The following is a 14,621-nucleotide window of genomic DNA, read 5'->3' on the forward strand; positions in this document are numbered from 1 at the left end:
GTCGAATGATGGCGCGAAAAGCCTGCGTGGCAGTTCTGCTCACGACGCTGGTCTTAGCACTGAACGCGGGGTCTGCCCAGGCCACACCGGGCATTCCCGATGTCGGGCCGCCGGGGACGTCTCTGATCCATGGGGACCTGGCGTCGACGGACACCACGCCGCATCCCGGGCCCGGAGTGGGCGGGCGCGTGGTCGCCTCGTCGTTGCCCGGTGGAGCATGTGCGGCGACCTTCATTGGTAGCGATGGCATGCCCGTGGCGTTGTGCACCGGATACGTGGGTGTCGACCCGCCCGGCGTCGCGGTGCCCACAGTGCAACTCTTCGATCCGGTCACCGCCCAGCCGATCGCGTCCATCCAGCTCACCAAGGGAGGTCTTCTGGGCGGCGTCTATGGATATCTCGACAGCCGCGACCGCGTGGTGATGGCCGACGGATCCGGCTCGGTGCTCAAGGTCGCCCATCGCAAAACCGCTGCCGGGCAATGGAACCTGTACGTCGCCGAGCGAATCGACGTGAGCGCTCACATTCCCGCCGGAGATGCCATCACCGGATTGGCGCCCGACTATCAACAGCGCATCTGGTTCGCGACCACCGGTGGCGTGGTGGGCACGATTTCCGCTGACGGCCATATCGCTTCGATGCACCTGCCACCGGGCGAGAGGCTCACGAACGGTTTGAGTGTTCGGCGGGAGGGTGCTTCCGTCCTCACCGACCGTGCCCTCTACGAGATGCACGCCGACGACACCGGCACGCCCACCACTGTGTGGCGGCAGACCTACACCGCGGGGAGTGTCCGAAAGCCCGGGCAGCTGGCTCCTGGATCCGGCACCACACCAACATATTTTGGGGTGGACGACGAGTTCGTGGCAATCGTCGACGACGCCGAGCGGCCCAATCTGATCGTCCACCGCAGCGACAACGGGTCGGTGGTGTGCGCGACGCCCGCCTTCGGCACCTCCGGGCAAGGCACCGAGAATTCGCCGATGGCGTGGGGCAATTCGCTGGTCATCCCCAGCACGTACGGGTTCGGCTATCCGCCGTTCGCAACTTCCGGGCCCAGTGACCCACCGGCCGCGACGTTCGCCGGAGGGATGACCCGCATCGACGTCACCGACACCGGATGCCATCGCGTCTGGGAAACCCACGATCGCATGGCGACTCTGCCGAAATTGTCGCGATCCGACGGCCTCATCTATGCGCTGGCCTATGCGCCCTCGACTGAAGCATTGGCGGGCAACGGGATTCAGCAGATCGGACCGGTCTACTTCGCGGCCGTCGATTTCGCGACGGGTACGCGGCGAGCCTTCACCGAGGTCGGAGCAGCCCCCGTCGACGAACCCTTGCAATTGACCGGGACCATCGGTGCCGACGGGTCGATGTGGCAGGCGACGGTGGGCCGGATGTTGAAGAAGATCAGCTCGTGAGGCGCTGGATCAGTACAGCTTCTTCCCGTAGCTCTCGCCGTAATACTTTTGCAGCTCTTCGAGATTCGACCCCTTGTTCAACACGTGCGTGATCTCGGCGGGGCTGGGCAACACGTCTGGTTTCCACGTTTCCGGACGCCAGAGGTCGGCGCGCATGAATGCTTTGGCGCAATGGAAGAACACCTCCTCGACGGCGACCTCGAGGGCGAGGATGGGCCGTCGGCCGCGGATCGCCAGTGCGTCGAAGTAGTCCGCGTCCCTCAGAACAGTCGCGGTCCCGTTGATCCTCAGGGTGTCACCCCTGCCGGGGACCAGGAAGTTGGTGCCGACGTGTGGGTTGGACAGCACGTTCAGGTAGCCGTCGACGCGCCGGTTTCCCGGCCGCTCGGGTATGGCGATCGTTCGCGAATCGATGACGTGCACAAAGCCGGGGGGATCGCCTTTCGGCGAGACATCCACGCGACCGTCGGCGTCGGTGGTGGCGACGAAAGCGAAGGGCGACCGCGCCAACCACTCGAGATGCACCGGCAGGAGTGCGGGGCGCACCTTCTTCGCGACGCGATCGACTGGTTCGCCGACCAGGGCGCGCAGTTCTTCGACGCTGGTGACCTCGACACGTGTGTTCATCCGACCATCGTTGTCGGGGACGGTGTCGGACGGCAAGCTGGGGGAAAGACGGAAGGTGCGCACTCTGGTCAGGGCGCAGGTGGACTAGTGGAACAATCGACGGTGTGACGCAGGACCCAGACAAGCAGCCGATGGACCCGGACCGCGATGGCCCCGACCTCGAGAAATCGAGTATCGGCCCTGACGGCCCGGTAGAAGTGCCGTCCGACCTCTCCGGCATGCCGTCATTGGCCGAACTCGACGCGATGGATCTGGCGGCGATCGAGGCGGGGCGACAGTCCAAGGACAAAGACCACGCGGTGCTCGATGAGCCGACACCTCCTCCGGCCGCACTGTACCACGCCTGGTTGCTGTGGCTGGGTGGTGCCGCTGCTGCGCTGGTCAGTGTGGTTTACGGGTTCGTGAACTCGGGGTCCATCAGCGATCTGCTCAACGAGCGCCTTCAGGCCGATGTCGCCCGTGATCCCGGTGCGGCGGCGCCTGCGGACCGCATCGACTCGTTGTCGAGCTTCTTCCCCCCGGCGATGCTCGTCGCAACGCTTGTTCTGCTCGCCGTGCAGTACCCGCTGCTGGTGGCGACGTCTCGGCACCGCAGTCGGGGTGCCAGGAACGTCTACGTGACCGCTGTGCTGGTCATGCTGTTGTGCATCCCGATGGGTATCGATCTCCTCTTCGACTATCCGTCGATCTCTGGCGTCATCAGGTTCATGGGGTGGCTGCAGTTCGCGTTGCTGCTGTTGTCTGCGTTGTTCACTCTGCGTCGTGGCGTCAACCGATGGTTGCCGCCCTCGATGAGGATGAAGCCGACCCAGATCATCCGGCCGGGTAACCGCTAGTCCTGGTCGGGTTCGCGAACAGCGTCCGCTGCTTCGATGATGATCTCGCGCATGGCCCGTTCGGCGTCCACAGGCTTACGTAAGCGAATGGCCCGGGCGACCGCGTCGTGGAGGTCGATGGCCGCAGGGTTGGGGTTGGTCGGCATCATGCCGTGATGTGTACGACCGGCGAGCACCTCACCGACCACATCGCTCAACGCGCGGAACATCTCGTTTCCGCTCGCTTCGAGCAGGGTGCGATGGAATACCTTGTCCGCCAACAGATACTGGTCAAGGTCGCCCGACCGGCCGTGCATGACCATGTCCGAGACCGCAGCAGCGAGGATTCGGCACTGATGCTCGTCCGCGCGCTCTGCAGCGAGAGCCGCGGCGACCGGTTCGAACCCGCGCCGCAGCTCTGACAGGGTCAGAAGGAAGTCGGTTCGCTCTCCGGCGTCGAGTCGCCAGCGGATCAGCCGTGGGTCGAAGACATGCCAGTGGCTGCGGGGCTGAATGGTGATCCCGACGCGTCGGCGTGAGGCCACGAGACCCATCGATTCCAAGACCCGGATGGCTTCGCGGGCGACGGTACGCGACACCCCGTACTGGACGCCGATGCTGTCGAGAGTGAGAACCTCGCCCTCACGGTGATGCCCGGAGACGATCTGCGTGCCCACGCCGGTGAGAACGCTGCCATGAAGTTCACCCACACTCGCGTCTGTTGCCACCGATTTATCTTCTCATTGTCGTCGAGCCTCTTCAAAAGAATGCTTTAAGCGCTCAGGCTCTTGCAAAAGTATGATCATTGCGGCAATATCTGTGACCGGCAGCACAAGAGCGAGGAGTCATCAATGCGAGCACCGCTGGTCGTCATGGGGGTGTCGGGGTCCGGCAAGTCCACCGTCGGAGCCGCGCTGGCACAGCGCCTCCGGGCGCCATTCGCTGATGCCGACGATTTCCACCCGCCGGCCAACATCGCCAAGATGTCCAGTGGACAGCCGCTCGACGACAACGATCGTCACCCGTGGCTCCAGGTGATCGGCCAGTGGCTGGCCGATCATGCCGACGGCGGTGTGATGAGTTGTTCGGCGCTCAAGCACAAGTACCGCGACCAGCTCCGGCGGCATTGTCCCGAGGTGTGTTTTGTCCACCTCGACGGCACGCCTGAGGTGATCTCGAAACGTCAGGCAAGCCGGCCGGGGCACTTCATGCCGCCGTCACTTTTGTCGTCGCAGTTCCACACTCTCGAACCACTCGCCGACGATGAGCGAGGAATTGTGATCGACATCGATCAGTCGATCGACGACATCGTCGAGTCCTACATCACCCTGACAGAACACAAGGAGAACTGATGAGCTCACCATCGGCGGTGCTGCTGGCGGCAGACACCGAACTACCCGAGCCGGTCGCCGCCGGGTGGCAGTTGATCCTCGCTGCGCTCGTCGGCATCGCCGTCATCGTCGTGTTGATCACCATCGCCAAGGTGCACCCGTTCCTGGCGCTCGTGGCCGGCGGGCTCACGGTGGGAATTGTTGCCGGCGAAGCGGTTCCGGATGTACTGGAGTCGTTCACCGACGGGTTCGGCAGCACCGCGGCCGGAGTCGGGATCCTGATCGCGCTCGGCTCGATGTTCGCAAAGCTCCTCGCGGACTCCGGTGGCGCCGATGAGATCGTCGACACCATTGTCGGGCACGCTTCCCCCCGCATGCTGCCGTGGGCGATGGCCCTCGTCGGTGCGATCATCGGTCTGCCGATGTTCTTCGAGATCGGTCTGGTGCTGTTGATGCCGGTCATCTACCTGGTGGCACGCCGGTCGGGCCTGTCATTGATCACCGTCGGGATCCCCGCTCTCGCAGGTCTTTCGGCGATGCACGGCTTCGTGCCGCCCCATCCGGGACCGCTGGTCGCCATCGACGTGCTCGGTGCGGACCTCGGAACCACGCTGGCGCTCGGTGTCGCGGTTGCGGTACCCACCATCATCGTGGCCGGACCTCTCTTCGGGAAACTCGCGGGCCGCTGGGTGGTGCTGCCGGTTCCCACCACCTTCGACGCCGATCCCGAAGACACGCTTGTCAAGACCAAGCGCCCGTCGTTCGCCATCACGATCTTCAGCGTCCTGCTGCCGGTTGTGTTGATGCTGGGCAAGGCCATTGCCGAGATCTTCATCAGCGATGACGACCAGATCGTGCGGCAGGTACTCGACGTGCTCGGAACCCCGATCATCGCCCTGCTGATCGCGGTGGTGGTCGCGATGTTCACTCTCGGCCGTGGGTCGGGGATGGATCGCGACACCATCTCCAAGACGACCGGTGCCGCGTTGCCCGCGATCGCCGGCATCTTGCTCATCGTCGCTGCGGGCGGCGGCTTCAAGCAGGTTCTCGTCGACAGCGGGATCGGCACGTTGCTCGCCGATTGGGCCAAAGAAGCGAACATCTCCGTGCTGCTGCTCGCCTGGGTGCTCGCCGCCCTGATCCGGCTGGCGACAGGGTCGGCCACCATTGCCACGATCACCGCGTCCTCGCTCATCCTGGGTCTCGTCGACGGGCTGAGCAGCGGCGAACTGTCGCTGGTGGTCCTGGCCATCGGTGCCGGCTCGGTCTTCTTCTCACACGTCAACGACGCCGGCTTCTGGCTGGTGAAGGAGTACTTCGGCATGAGCGTCGGCCAGACGATCAAGACGTGGTCGATCATGGAGACCGTGTTGTCGGTGTCCGGCCTGATCGTTGTACTGCTTCTGGGCCTGGTGATCTGAGGCAAGCCATCACAGAAACCGCCCACGCGCGATTCACCTTGGAAGGTGACTCTGCGCGTGGGCGGTTTCTGCGGCGGGCCACCTGGCTCGACGGAGCAGTCACGCGGGTGCCCTGTTGCACATCTTTCGTGCTCGGACGGCCGAATGTGACGCCACAGGCTGATTTGTGTGCAGTGGGGCTCAGGTCCGCGATGCGGAAAGCGGCCCCGGCGTCACTCCCCGGACAAGTCCGCAGACAGATCACGAGCACCGATCCCGGCAGGCACCTCGACCTCGACGACCGGCTCCTCGCGGTCGTCGAACTCGAGGCGCAAGGCGCGACAGATGGTGGCATGCATGTCGTAAAGGCATGTGATGTAGGTCAGTTCGAGGATCTCGGGATCGCTGAGATCAGCCTTGAGGATGTCGACGACCGCGCCGGGCACCCGACCACCGTCGAACACCAGGCCATCGGTATACGCGAGCACGGCCCGTTCCAGTTCGGTGTAGCAGTCGGCGATCTGCCAGTGCGCGATGGCGGCGATCTTCTCCTCGGGCATCCCCAGCGAACGCATCTGTTTGGAGTGCTGGGAGAAGACGAATTGGCTGCCCCGCGCATATCCGGCCCGGCACTGGCCGAGCTCACGCAGCATCGGGTCGAGCGTCGCGTTGCGGTAGAGGGCGAATCCCCTTACCGCATGGTCGAATACGTTGGGTGACTGCGCGAAGACAGTCCACCAGTCGCCCGGAGTGCCGTGAACGGTTCCCCCGTCGACCGCCGGGTCTTTGTCGGGGCCGAAGAGCCTGTCGTAGAAGTACAGGATCTTCTCGTCGGTGACCTCCGCGCGGGGTACTTGGCGAAGACGTGGCACTACAGTTCCTCTCGTCGATGGTCTCGCGATCTCTGGCTACGGAGAGGTCGCCACGCGTCGGTCGGCAGCGGTCTTCGGCTCGTGAGCGACGTCGGCATCGGTGAATTCACGAGTCCAGCAGGCGAACTCGAGCAGTACCCCGTCCGGGTCCTGGAAGTAGAACGACCGCACGAATGTGCCGGGATGCACGTGGCGAGACACCCCGAAAGCGCTGTCATCGTGGTTCAGCACCTGGCTCACCTTGATGCCCTCGGACGTGAACCGGTCGTAGTATTCGTCGAACTTCTCGGGCGGCACCGCAAAGGCCACATGGTTCATCGAGCCGACCGCGCTGGCGAGCTCGCCCTCGTCGGGGAGGCCCTTCGGCGCCGCGACACCCGGTGCGGCGTCAGGCGAATCCGCCAGCCAGAAGAACGCGATGGTGTTTCCGTTGCCGCAATCGAAGAAGAAGTGCTGACCCAGATCGGCCGGTAGCTCGATGGTCTTGATCAGAGGCATGCCCAGGGTGCCCGAGTAGAAGTCGATGGTCCGTTTCATGTCCGAGCACACCAAGGCCAGGTGGTTGATGCCGCCGAGTTCGTATTTGGTGTTTGCTGCGCCCATGTTCATCTCCCCGCCGTATTGCCGCATGACTTGACAGTCATGTCATGTTTCGACAGAGTGTGACCGTGATCACGCAACCTGTCAAGGCCGCGCTGCCGGCGGTCGAGACTTTGACCCCCCGCGGCCGGAAGACCCGGGATGCGTTGCTCGACGCCGCGCGCGTGGTGTTCGAGGAGGTCGGGTTCCTGGACACCAGGGTTGAGCACATCGCCCAGGCCGCGAACGTTTCCTACGGCACCTTTTATCGTTACTTCGAGTCGAAAGACGCCGTGTTCTGGGAACTGAGCACCCGACTGTTCGAGGACATCCACCGCCGAAACGGCGTGGAAGGCAACGCCTCACCGGCGCAGCGACTCATCAACTCCAATCGTGCGTATTACCAGGCCTACCGGCGAAACGCGAAGCTGATGGCGATCGTCGAACAGGTCGCGACCTTCAACACCGACTTCCGACGCCTGCGCCATGAGCATCGTCGCGAACTCATCGAACGCAGCGCTCGCGCGATCGCCCGGTGGCAGGACGACGGTGAGGTGTCAGCCACGCTCGATCCGGAGCTGGCGGCCCGCTCGCTGGCCGCGATGGTGGACCACACGCTCTATTTGTGGCTTGTGCAGGGGGAGGACGCCGACGAGAAGGCCCTCCTCGACACGCTCGACCAGATGTGCCTGGGTGCTCTCGGGCTGAACCGCCGCTGAGGTCAGCGTTCGCGGAGCACACCGGCGCTTTGTGAGTAGGACAGATGACCGCCGAGCGCACCGGCAACGCCACTGATCGCCAGGCCTGCGAGCGACCAGGCTCCACCGCGCAAAGCGAACCCGTTGTGGCGGTGCCACCAGGATCGCGCCAGGCAGCCGAGGCTGACGGTGTTTGCGGCCATGTGCACAACTGCGACCCGGCGCTGAGCCGTGTCGAGCGTTGTGTACTCGGCAAGCCCTGTGATCGAAGCCGGGAGTGCCGCGGCGATGCCGAACGCGACCAGCCGCTGGGCAGCGATGCGCTGGCCGGTGAGGTCCAAGACGGGCACTGCCATCCAGGCGCCGATGGGCACGGTGACCAGCACGGGATGGAGGGGATGTCCGAGCCACCGGCCACGCAGAACATCGAGAACCGCGGTCGGGATCGCACCGTTCACCAGGTCGGCGAGTCGACCCGCCGGCGCATCGACCGCGGAGAGTTCCTCGACGGAGGCGAGAGCGTGGGCCACCGGGCGGGGGCCGTCGGGCCGGACCACATCCGTCAGCGACGTGATGGCGTCCGGGTCTGGTCCGTCGTCTGTCGTTGCCGCAGTAGTCGCGCTGGGGTCGTTCGGTGGTGTGGTCACGTGCAGGGGATTCCCGATTTCCGTCGCTTCAATCACGTCGGCACCGGTTGTAGTGCCGTACTGATCCGTGCGGGGTCTGAGCATCTCGCAGCCCACTCGCCGCGCTGCCACCAGATTAGATAGATTCCAGTTTAGATCTGGACTCATTCCAGAAAAGGGCGTACGGTCGAAGACATGAGTTCGCAGCAACCAACCCCAGACACGCGAGAGCAGTTGCGTGCAGTGGGCCTTCGGGTGACCGCGCCGCGGGTGGCGGTCCTCGAAGTGCTGGAGCGGTATCCCCACTCCACTGCGGACTTCGTCGCCGCTCGCGTTCGCGAACAACTCGGCGGCGTGTCGACCCAGACGGTGTACGACGTACTTCGCGTCTGCTCCGAACGCGGTCTACTGCGGCACATCGAACCGGCAGGCTCGTCCGTCAGGTATGAGAACCGGATCGGTGACAACCACCACCATCTCGTCTGCCGCCGGTGTGGAGCGATCCACGATGTCGACTGCGCAGTGGGGGAGGCCCCGTGTCTCGCACCGAGCGACAAACACGGCTTCGTCATCGACGAGGCCGAGGTCACCTACTGGGGCCTGTGCCCCGATTGCCGGGCCGAGTCCACAGATGGCTCTGCGATCACCGGACTTCCGCGGACGGCCGTGACCTGACGGCGAGCCAACGGGTTCGACGTCACGAAAAAGACTGCAATACAAAGTTTCAGGCCGCATCGGCAGCTCCCGATGCGGGTATCAGGAGGCAACAGATGACCCCACGTACAACCACCAACCAGGGCGTACCGGTATCGAGTGACAACGAGTCACTCACCGCCGGCACGCAGGGACCCATCCTGCTTCACGACCACTACCTGATCGAGAAGCTCGCTCAGTTCAACCGCGAGCGCGTTCCCGAGCGAGTGGTGCACGCAAAAGGTGGCGGAGCATTCGGTGAGCTACGAATCACCGGCGACGTCTCCCGCTACACGAAGGCGAAGTTCCTTCAGCCGGGTAAGACCACCGAGTCGCTTGTCCGATTCTCCACTGTCGCAGGCGAACAGGGCAGCCCTGACACCTGGCGTGACCCGCGCGGATTTGCCGTGAAGTTCTACACCGAGGACGGGAACTACGACCTCGTCGGCAACAACACCCCGGTCTTCTTCATCAAGGACCCGATCAAGTTCCCCGACTTCATCCGTAGTCAGAAGCGACTGCCCGGCTCGGGCCTGCGTGACCACAACATGCAGTGGGACTTCTGGACACTGCGGCCGGAGTCGGCGCACCAGGTGACGTGGCTGATGGGAGATCGTGGTATCCCGAAGACCTGGCGTCACATGGACGGATTCGGCTCGCACACCTACCAGTGGGTCAATGCTGCGGGCGAGCGCTTCTGGGTGAAGTACCACTTCAAGACCGATCAGGGCATCGGGTTCCTCACGCAGGCAGAGGCCGACACCCTCGCAGGTACCGACCCCGACCACCACCGTAAGGATCTGTACGAGTCAATCGAGAAGGGGAACTTTCCCAGTTGGACCCTGAAGGTCCAGGTGATGCCGGTGGCAGAGGCGGAGGGATATCGGTTCAACCCCTTCGATCTGACAAAAGTGTGGTCGCAGAAGGACTATCCGCTGATCGAGGTCGGCAAGTGGACACTCAACCGCAACCCGGAGAACTTCTTCTCCGAGATCGAATTGTCATCGTTCGAGCCGTCGAATGTCGTTCCGGGCATCGGCTTCTCGCCCGACAAGATGCTGCTCGGCCGGGTCTTCAGCTACGCCGACGCGCACCGCTACCGAATCGGCGCCAATTACGCTCAGCTGCCGGTGAACTCGGCCAAGGCCGCAGTGGTCAACACGTACTCGAAAGAGGGTGCGATGGCGTACAACTTCAGCGGGCCGCAGGTTCCGGTGTACGCACCGAACTCGTTCGACGGTCCACACGCCGATCCTGCAGCGGCCGGCGACGAAGGCCTGTGGGCCTTCGATGGCCAAGCGGTGCGGGCCGGGTACATCGAGCACGAGGAAGATGGCGACTTCACCCAAGCGGGCATTCTCTACCGGGAGGTCTTGAACGACGACGAGCGCGACCGTTTGGTGAGCAACATCGTCGGGCACGTCTCGGACGGAGTGCGTGAGCCTGTACTTTCACGCGTTTTCGACTACTGGAAGAACGTTGATCCCGAACTCGGCAAGAAGGTCGAGGAAGGTGTTCGAGGCGGAATCTGAAGTCGGACATGCACTCAGGCAAGGCTGACCTCAGCGCTCACATGCCTGACCGGCCGTGACGGACCACGTCGCCATCGGTCAAGATGGTGTTGCCGGATACCGGCCGCACCAATTACTTCAACAGAGAGGAAAGTGCAATGAGCAACCCCATCACAAGCACTCTGAACGACGACCAGCAGTCGATCGCCGGAAAGGCGCTGCAGGAGACCTTGGTTGACCTGATCGACCTGTCGCTGATCGCCAAGCAGGCTCACTGGAACGTTGTCGGCAAGCAGTTCCGGTCGGTGCATCTCGAGCTCGACGAGCTCGTCACCGCTGCTCGCGAGTTCACCGACGCCGCCGCCGAGCGGGCAACGGCCATCGGCGTCAGCCCGGACGGCCGGTCCGAGACCGTTGCAAAGACCGCCGGTACCAAGGGATTCGGCGAAGGCTGGACCAAGGACTCCGACGTCGTCAATGCGATTGTCGCGAACATCAAGACCGTGGTCGACGGTCTGCGCACGCGAATCAAGGCCACCGAAGAAGCTGATCCGGTCACCCAAGACCTCCTGATCAGCTTTGCGGCGCGGCTCGAGCAGCTGCACTGGATGTGGCAGGCGCAGGTCGCCTGACCAGATCGGTCAGCAAGTCCAGCGCGTCTCAGACGCGCTCGTAGAAGAGAGCCCCCACGGCACAGCCCCTCGGCCGTGGGGGCTTTCGCATGCCGTATGCAGTCGGCGCCGTATCGAAGTACATTCACTTGGTGACGCGGCCCGATTCCCACCCCGAACTCCCCGGGGATCCCGACCTCGTGGCTGCACGACCGTTGCACCTGCGCGCGGCCTCGCTCGCGATGGTCTTTGCGGGAGGCCTGCTGGGCACCGGTGCTCGCTACCTGATCGAGCAGGCCTACCCGTTTCACCCCCCGCAGTGGCCGTGGGCCACCTTCCTGATCAATCTCGCGGGCGCCTTTGCGCTGGGCATTGTCTTGGAAGCGCTGGCCCGGATGGGGGATGACACCGGGCGCCGACAGCGTTTTCGCCTGTTCTTCGGTACGGGATTCTGCGGGTCGTTCACCACCTACAGTGCCTTTGCTCTCGAAGCTTCTCTGCTCGGCAGGGATGGCGAAGTTGTTGTGGCAGTGGCCTATATGGCGACTTCTGTGATCCTCGGTGTGGCGATGGCTTGGGCGGGCATCGCTGTTGCCACAAAGGCACGCGTGAGTCGATCGGCGCCTCGCCGATGATCGTTCTGGTGATGTTGGCCGGCGCAGCCGGAGCGGTGACCCGTTTTCTGGTCGACTCAGAGGTCAAACGTCGCCGCCCCTCAGCGTTCCCGTGGGGGACGGTGTTCATCAACGTGTCGGGCTCCTTGCTGATCGGGCTGGTGGCCGGAGTGGTGTTGTTCCACGGCCAACCAAGTGCCTGGCAGACCATTGTCGGAACCGGATTCTGTGGCGGATACACAACATTCAGTACCGCCAGTGTCGAGACGGTGCGCCTCGTTCAACAGGGGCGCCACGGGATTGCCCTTTCCAATGCTGTTATCCCGCTCGCTCTCTCGGTTGGTGCGTGCGCATTGGGGCTCTGGCTCGTCTATTTGGTGTGAGTTCGGTGCGCCAGTCGTCGGACCGGCCTCGTGTGCCGCGCAGAAGTTGATCCCTTGACAAAACTAGAACACGTTCTAGTGTCGTTCTCAGGGGCCTGGGAACGGGTCGAGTAAATCCTGAGGGGGAATGGACAGTGGGGTATTTCGAGCATGGCGACGAGGGTTTTCATCCTTTGCCATTCGCCCAGAGTCAGTGGGCACCGAACTCGATCAACGGCTCGGCGTTGGCCGGGCTGATCGCGCATGCGCTCGAGAAAGACTGCGGTGCAGGCAGTTATCGACCTGCGAGATTCACTATGGACATCTTCCGGCAACCGGAGTTCGCTCCGATTCAAACCCGGGGCTCGGTGGTACGCGAAGGACGCAGCATTCGAATCGCCGATGTCCGCGTCTACCAAGGGGATCGAACGGTGGCGCGGGCTTCGATGGTGTCGGTCACTCCGACCCGGGAACCAGTGGGCGCCCGGTGGCGTCCGGTCAGTCCCTCCATGTCCCTGGATGACCGGGTCGCAGAAGCGTTGCCGCAACCTGGCATCCTGTGGGGCAGTGACGAACACCCTGATGGGTGGAGTGTGCCGATGCCGGAGCATCAGAATGCCAGTCGGAAACGGCTCTGGTTTGACCAGCCCTCATTGTTTGACGACGTGGACAACACGCCGCTGATTCGCGCAGCTATGCTCGGCGAGCTGACGAATACTCTTACGAGCTGGGGCGATCGGGGTGTCGGATTCATCAACCACGATGCGACCATCCTGCTGGCCCGTATGCCGATCGGGAACGTCGTGGGGATCGAAGCCGACAACCATCTGTCTGCAGATGGCATTGCCGCGGGCGCGGCCACCATGTGGGACTGTCAAGGTGCATTCGGAATGAGCATGGTGGGCGCGATTGCTCATTCGGCCGGCAGTCTCGATGCGTCGAGCGGACCGGATGATTGGCAGGAAGCCGACAGTTCTCATCGGGCTTCTTTCGACGCCGTCGAGTAGATGGCGACAGCTGCCCGCGGGTCCTGATTCGACGAGCCCTGTGCCGCCGACATGACTCGGGCGGGTTCATCCAAACGGATGACTATCGAATGTGTGTTCGATTGATCTAGACTGATACCACGCCGATCGTCCGCAAGACCTGACTCTGAGATACGTGTGACTACGCCACCATTGTGATCGGCTGTCCCAATGTTGTTGTCTTGGAGGGGGTGTGGTGATGGCTGTTGTTGATCTGGTTGATGAGGTCATCGGGGTGGAGTTTCCCGATGATCCGGCCGGGGTGGTGGCGGTGGTGAAAGATCTGATCACCCTGCGTAATGCTGTCGAGGCGCGGTTGGCAGCCGGTGCGGCGATCATCGACCGCCTGGGTGTGGCCAAACGGATGGGTTCGACAACCTTGAAGGTGGCGCAGGCCAACGGTGCCGCCCCAGCGGTGGCGGCACGATGGCTACGGATCGGGACCGGCTTGATGGGGTTGGTGCGTACAGCCGGGTATTTTCGGGACGGTTTCCTCTCCGCCGAGCACGTCGACGCAATAGTTCGAGGTATCAGCCATGTGCGCGGCCGCATGGTGGGTGTGATGAGTGACGACTTCCGTTGTGAGCTCGAGGGAACACTCCTGGCTCATGCGATCTCTGGTGCACCACCCGCCGAGATCGGAAGGATCGCCCGGGCGATGGGTAACGAGGTCGCCGGGGTGTCTGGTGGGGTGCCGGCCGCCGAAGACGTTTCGTTGAACACTCTGGACTACGAGATCACTGACGATGGCCGGTTGTCGGGCAGGTTTGATGTGGATGCGGTGACCGGGGAAAAGATGATGTCCGCGCTCGACGTATGGTCCAGACCCCGACCTGAACCGGACGGAAGCGCCGATACCCGCACACCGACGCAACGACGCGCTGACGCCCTGCACCAACTCCTCGACTGCGGTGGTGGTGGGCAGGGTTTGGTGACGGCGCCGAAAACGGAAGTGGCGGTGACCGTTCCGGCGGATCATCCCGACCTTGCGTCACTGCGGTGGATGGGTCCGGTCACCGAAGCGACCGCCGCAGCAGCCGCGTGTGATGCGGTGATCACCTCGATCACCCTGGACGGGCAGCAGGTGCCGATCGATCTGAGTCCACCCCATCGCCTGTTCACCGGGCCGGTGCGTAAAGCGATCTTGCTTCGCGATACCTGCTGTATCAAATGCGGGGCACCGGCGACCTGGTCGGACTGTCATCACATCGTGCATTGGGCCAATGGCGGGCCCACCACCCTCGCGAATGGGTGTCTGTTGTGCCGGACGTGCCATCGGGCCGTGCACCACACCGACTGGGACATCGTGATGGGACTCGACGGACATCCCTGGCTGATCCCGCCCGCCGACATCGACCCCACCCGACAACCACTACCGGCCTACAACCGCCGAACCCTCACCCTCGCAGCATAAGTCGACCAGTAACTGCCCT

At 63.6% G+C, this 14,621-nt stretch carries 17 protein-coding genes; 12 read left to right on the forward strand and 5 right to left on the reverse strand.

Annotated elements, in window-relative coordinates; all coding sequences use genetic code 11:
* The first annotated feature begins 8 nt into the window (after positions 1-8).
* Positions 9-1,424, forward strand: a complete 1,416-nt coding sequence (locus tag WIMU1_RS03155) for a hypothetical protein (protein WP_062795777.1) — start codon at positions 9-11, stop codon at positions 1,422-1,424.
* A gap of 9 nt (positions 1,425-1,433) precedes the next feature.
* Here the strand turns inward: WIMU1_RS03155 and WIMU1_RS03160 are convergent, their stop codons facing one another.
* Complete coding sequence (locus tag WIMU1_RS03160) at positions 1,434-2,051, reverse strand: pyridoxamine 5'-phosphate oxidase family protein (protein WP_062795779.1); 618 nt, start codon at positions 2,049-2,051, stop codon at positions 1,434-1,436.
* 104 nt (positions 2,052-2,155) lie between these two features.
* Between WIMU1_RS03160 and WIMU1_RS03165 the strand changes: the two genes are divergently transcribed.
* On the forward strand, positions 2,156-2,887 hold the full coding sequence (locus tag WIMU1_RS03165; RefSeq protein ID WP_084247974.1) for a hypothetical protein: 732 nt from the start codon (positions 2,156-2,158) through the stop codon (positions 2,885-2,887).
* Here WIMU1_RS03165 and WIMU1_RS03170 read toward each other — a convergent pair.
* Positions 2,884-3,594 carry a FadR/GntR family transcriptional regulator gene (locus WIMU1_RS03170; protein WP_062795098.1) on the reverse strand — a complete coding sequence of 237 codons (711 nt, stop codon included), beginning with the start codon at positions 3,592-3,594 and terminating at the stop codon, positions 2,884-2,886. The genes WIMU1_RS03165 and WIMU1_RS03170 overlap by 4 nt on opposite strands.
* A 123-nt stretch (positions 3,595-3,717) precedes the next feature.
* Here WIMU1_RS03170 and WIMU1_RS03175 point away from each other — a divergent pair, with 123 nt between their 5' ends.
* The gene (locus WIMU1_RS03175; RefSeq protein ID WP_062795099.1) at positions 3,718-4,218 is read left to right on the forward strand and encodes a gluconokinase; all 501 of its coding nucleotides are present in this window, start codon (positions 3,718-3,720) and stop codon (positions 4,216-4,218) included.
* A complete protein-coding gene (locus WIMU1_RS03180; RefSeq protein ID WP_023956512.1) occupies positions 4,218-5,618 on the forward strand; it encodes a GntT/GntP/DsdX family permease in 1,401 nt (466 codons plus the stop codon). Before WIMU1_RS03175 ends, WIMU1_RS03180 begins: the two co-directional genes overlap by 1 nt.
* Positions 5,619-5,830: 212 nt before the next feature.
* Here WIMU1_RS03180 and WIMU1_RS03185 read toward each other — a convergent pair whose 3' ends face one another.
* Positions 5,831-6,469, reverse strand: coding sequence for a carboxymuconolactone decarboxylase family protein (locus WIMU1_RS03185; RefSeq protein WP_030168925.1), 639 nt, complete (start codon positions 6,467-6,469; stop codon positions 5,831-5,833).
* Between the two features lie 36 nt (positions 6,470-6,505).
* Positions 6,506-7,072, reverse strand: coding sequence for a VOC family protein (locus WIMU1_RS03190; protein ID WP_062795783.1), 567 nt, complete (start codon positions 7,070-7,072; stop codon positions 6,506-6,508).
* 65 nt (positions 7,073-7,137) lie between these two features.
* Between WIMU1_RS03190 and WIMU1_RS03195 the strand changes: the two genes are divergently transcribed.
* Entirely contained in the window at positions 7,138-7,767 is a 630-nt protein-coding gene (locus WIMU1_RS03195; RefSeq protein ID WP_307714134.1) for a TetR/AcrR family transcriptional regulator, read from the forward strand.
* Positions 7,768-7,769: 2 nt separating this feature from the next.
* Here the strand turns inward: WIMU1_RS03195 and WIMU1_RS03200 are convergent, their stop codons facing one another.
* Positions 7,770-8,393 (reverse strand): DUF2231 domain-containing protein, encoded by a 624-nt coding sequence (locus WIMU1_RS03200; protein WP_245969134.1) that lies wholly within the window; start codon positions 8,391-8,393, stop codon positions 7,770-7,772.
* A 174-nt stretch (positions 8,394-8,567) separates the two neighbouring features.
* On the opposite strand from WIMU1_RS03200, the gene WIMU1_RS03205 reads away from it, so the two are divergent.
* The 7 genes from WIMU1_RS03205 to WIMU1_RS03235 all read left to right on the forward strand — a co-directional run bounded on the left by WIMU1_RS03205 (position 8,568) and on the right by WIMU1_RS03235 (position 14,602).
* Positions 8,568-9,047, forward strand: a complete 480-nt coding sequence (locus tag WIMU1_RS03205; RefSeq protein ID WP_062795101.1) for a Fur family transcriptional regulator — start codon at positions 8,568-8,570, stop codon at positions 9,045-9,047.
* A gap of 95 nt (positions 9,048-9,142) precedes the next feature.
* Positions 9,143-10,597, forward strand: coding sequence for a catalase (locus tag WIMU1_RS03210; protein WP_062795102.1), 1,455 nt, complete (start codon positions 9,143-9,145; stop codon positions 10,595-10,597).
* Positions 10,598-10,734: 137 nt separating this feature from the next.
* A complete protein-coding gene (locus WIMU1_RS03215; RefSeq protein ID WP_062795787.1) occupies positions 10,735-11,208 on the forward strand; it encodes a Dps family protein in 474 nt (157 codons plus the stop codon).
* A gap of 131 nt (positions 11,209-11,339) precedes the next feature.
* Positions 11,340-11,822, forward strand: coding sequence for a fluoride efflux transporter CrcB (crcB, locus tag WIMU1_RS03220; RefSeq protein ID WP_245969132.1), 483 nt, complete (start codon positions 11,340-11,342; stop codon positions 11,820-11,822).
* The gene (gene crcB, locus WIMU1_RS03225) at positions 11,819-12,184 is read left to right on the forward strand and encodes a fluoride efflux transporter CrcB (protein ID WP_062795104.1); all 366 of its coding nucleotides are present in this window, start codon (positions 11,819-11,821) and stop codon (positions 12,182-12,184) included. Before crcB (WIMU1_RS03220) ends, crcB (WIMU1_RS03225) begins: the two co-directional genes overlap by 4 nt.
* Before the next feature lie 134 nt (positions 12,185-12,318).
* The gene (locus WIMU1_RS26980) at positions 12,319-13,170 is read left to right on the forward strand and encodes an acyl-CoA thioesterase domain-containing protein (protein WP_062795105.1); all 852 of its coding nucleotides are present in this window, start codon (positions 12,319-12,321) and stop codon (positions 13,168-13,170) included.
* A 217-nt stretch (positions 13,171-13,387) separates the two neighbouring features.
* Positions 13,388-14,602 carry an HNH endonuclease gene (locus WIMU1_RS03235; RefSeq protein WP_062795789.1) on the forward strand — a complete coding sequence of 405 codons (1,215 nt, stop codon included), beginning with the start codon at positions 13,388-13,390 and terminating at the stop codon, positions 14,600-14,602.
* Positions 14,603-14,621: the final 19 nt, after the last annotated feature.

The sequence above is a fragment of the Williamsia muralis NBRC 105860 genome (genome assembly GCF_001598915.1).
In the GTDB taxonomy this organism is placed as follows: domain Bacteria; phylum Actinomycetota; class Actinomycetes; order Mycobacteriales; family Mycobacteriaceae; genus Williamsia; species Williamsia muralis.

What these genes read in the sequence shown, in the direction of transcription:
- crcB (WP_062795104.1), top strand. Translation starts at nt 11,819, where the DNA reads ATGATCGTTCTGGTGATGTTGGCCGGCGCAGCCGGAGCGGTGACCCGT.
- WIMU1_RS03155 (WP_062795777.1), top strand. Translation starts at nt 9, where the DNA reads ATGGCGCGAAAAGCCTGCGTGGCAGTTCTGCTCACGACGCTGGTCTTA.
- WIMU1_RS03215 (WP_062795787.1), top strand. Translation starts at nt 10,735, where the DNA reads ATGAGCAACCCCATCACAAGCACTCTGAACGACGACCAGCAGTCGATC.
- WIMU1_RS03175 (WP_062795099.1), top strand. Translation starts at nt 3,718, where the DNA reads ATGCGAGCACCGCTGGTCGTCATGGGGGTGTCGGGGTCCGGCAAGTCC.
- WIMU1_RS03210 (WP_062795102.1), top strand. Translation starts at nt 9,143, where the DNA reads ATGACCCCACGTACAACCACCAACCAGGGCGTACCGGTATCGAGTGAC.
- WIMU1_RS03160 (WP_062795779.1), bottom strand. Translation starts at nt 2,051, where the DNA reads ATGAACACACGTGTCGAGGTCACCAGCGTCGAAGAACTGCGCGCCCTG.
- WIMU1_RS03190 (WP_062795783.1), bottom strand. Translation starts at nt 7,072, where the DNA reads ATGGGCGCAGCAAACACCAAATACGAACTCGGCGGCATCAACCACCTG.
- WIMU1_RS03180 (WP_023956512.1), top strand. Translation starts at nt 4,218, where the DNA reads ATGAGCTCACCATCGGCGGTGCTGCTGGCGGCAGACACCGAACTACCC.
- WIMU1_RS03235 (WP_062795789.1), top strand. Translation starts at nt 13,388, where the DNA reads ATGGCTGTTGTTGATCTGGTTGATGAGGTCATCGGGGTGGAGTTTCCC.
- WIMU1_RS03205 (WP_062795101.1), top strand. Translation starts at nt 8,568, where the DNA reads ATGAGTTCGCAGCAACCAACCCCAGACACGCGAGAGCAGTTGCGTGCA.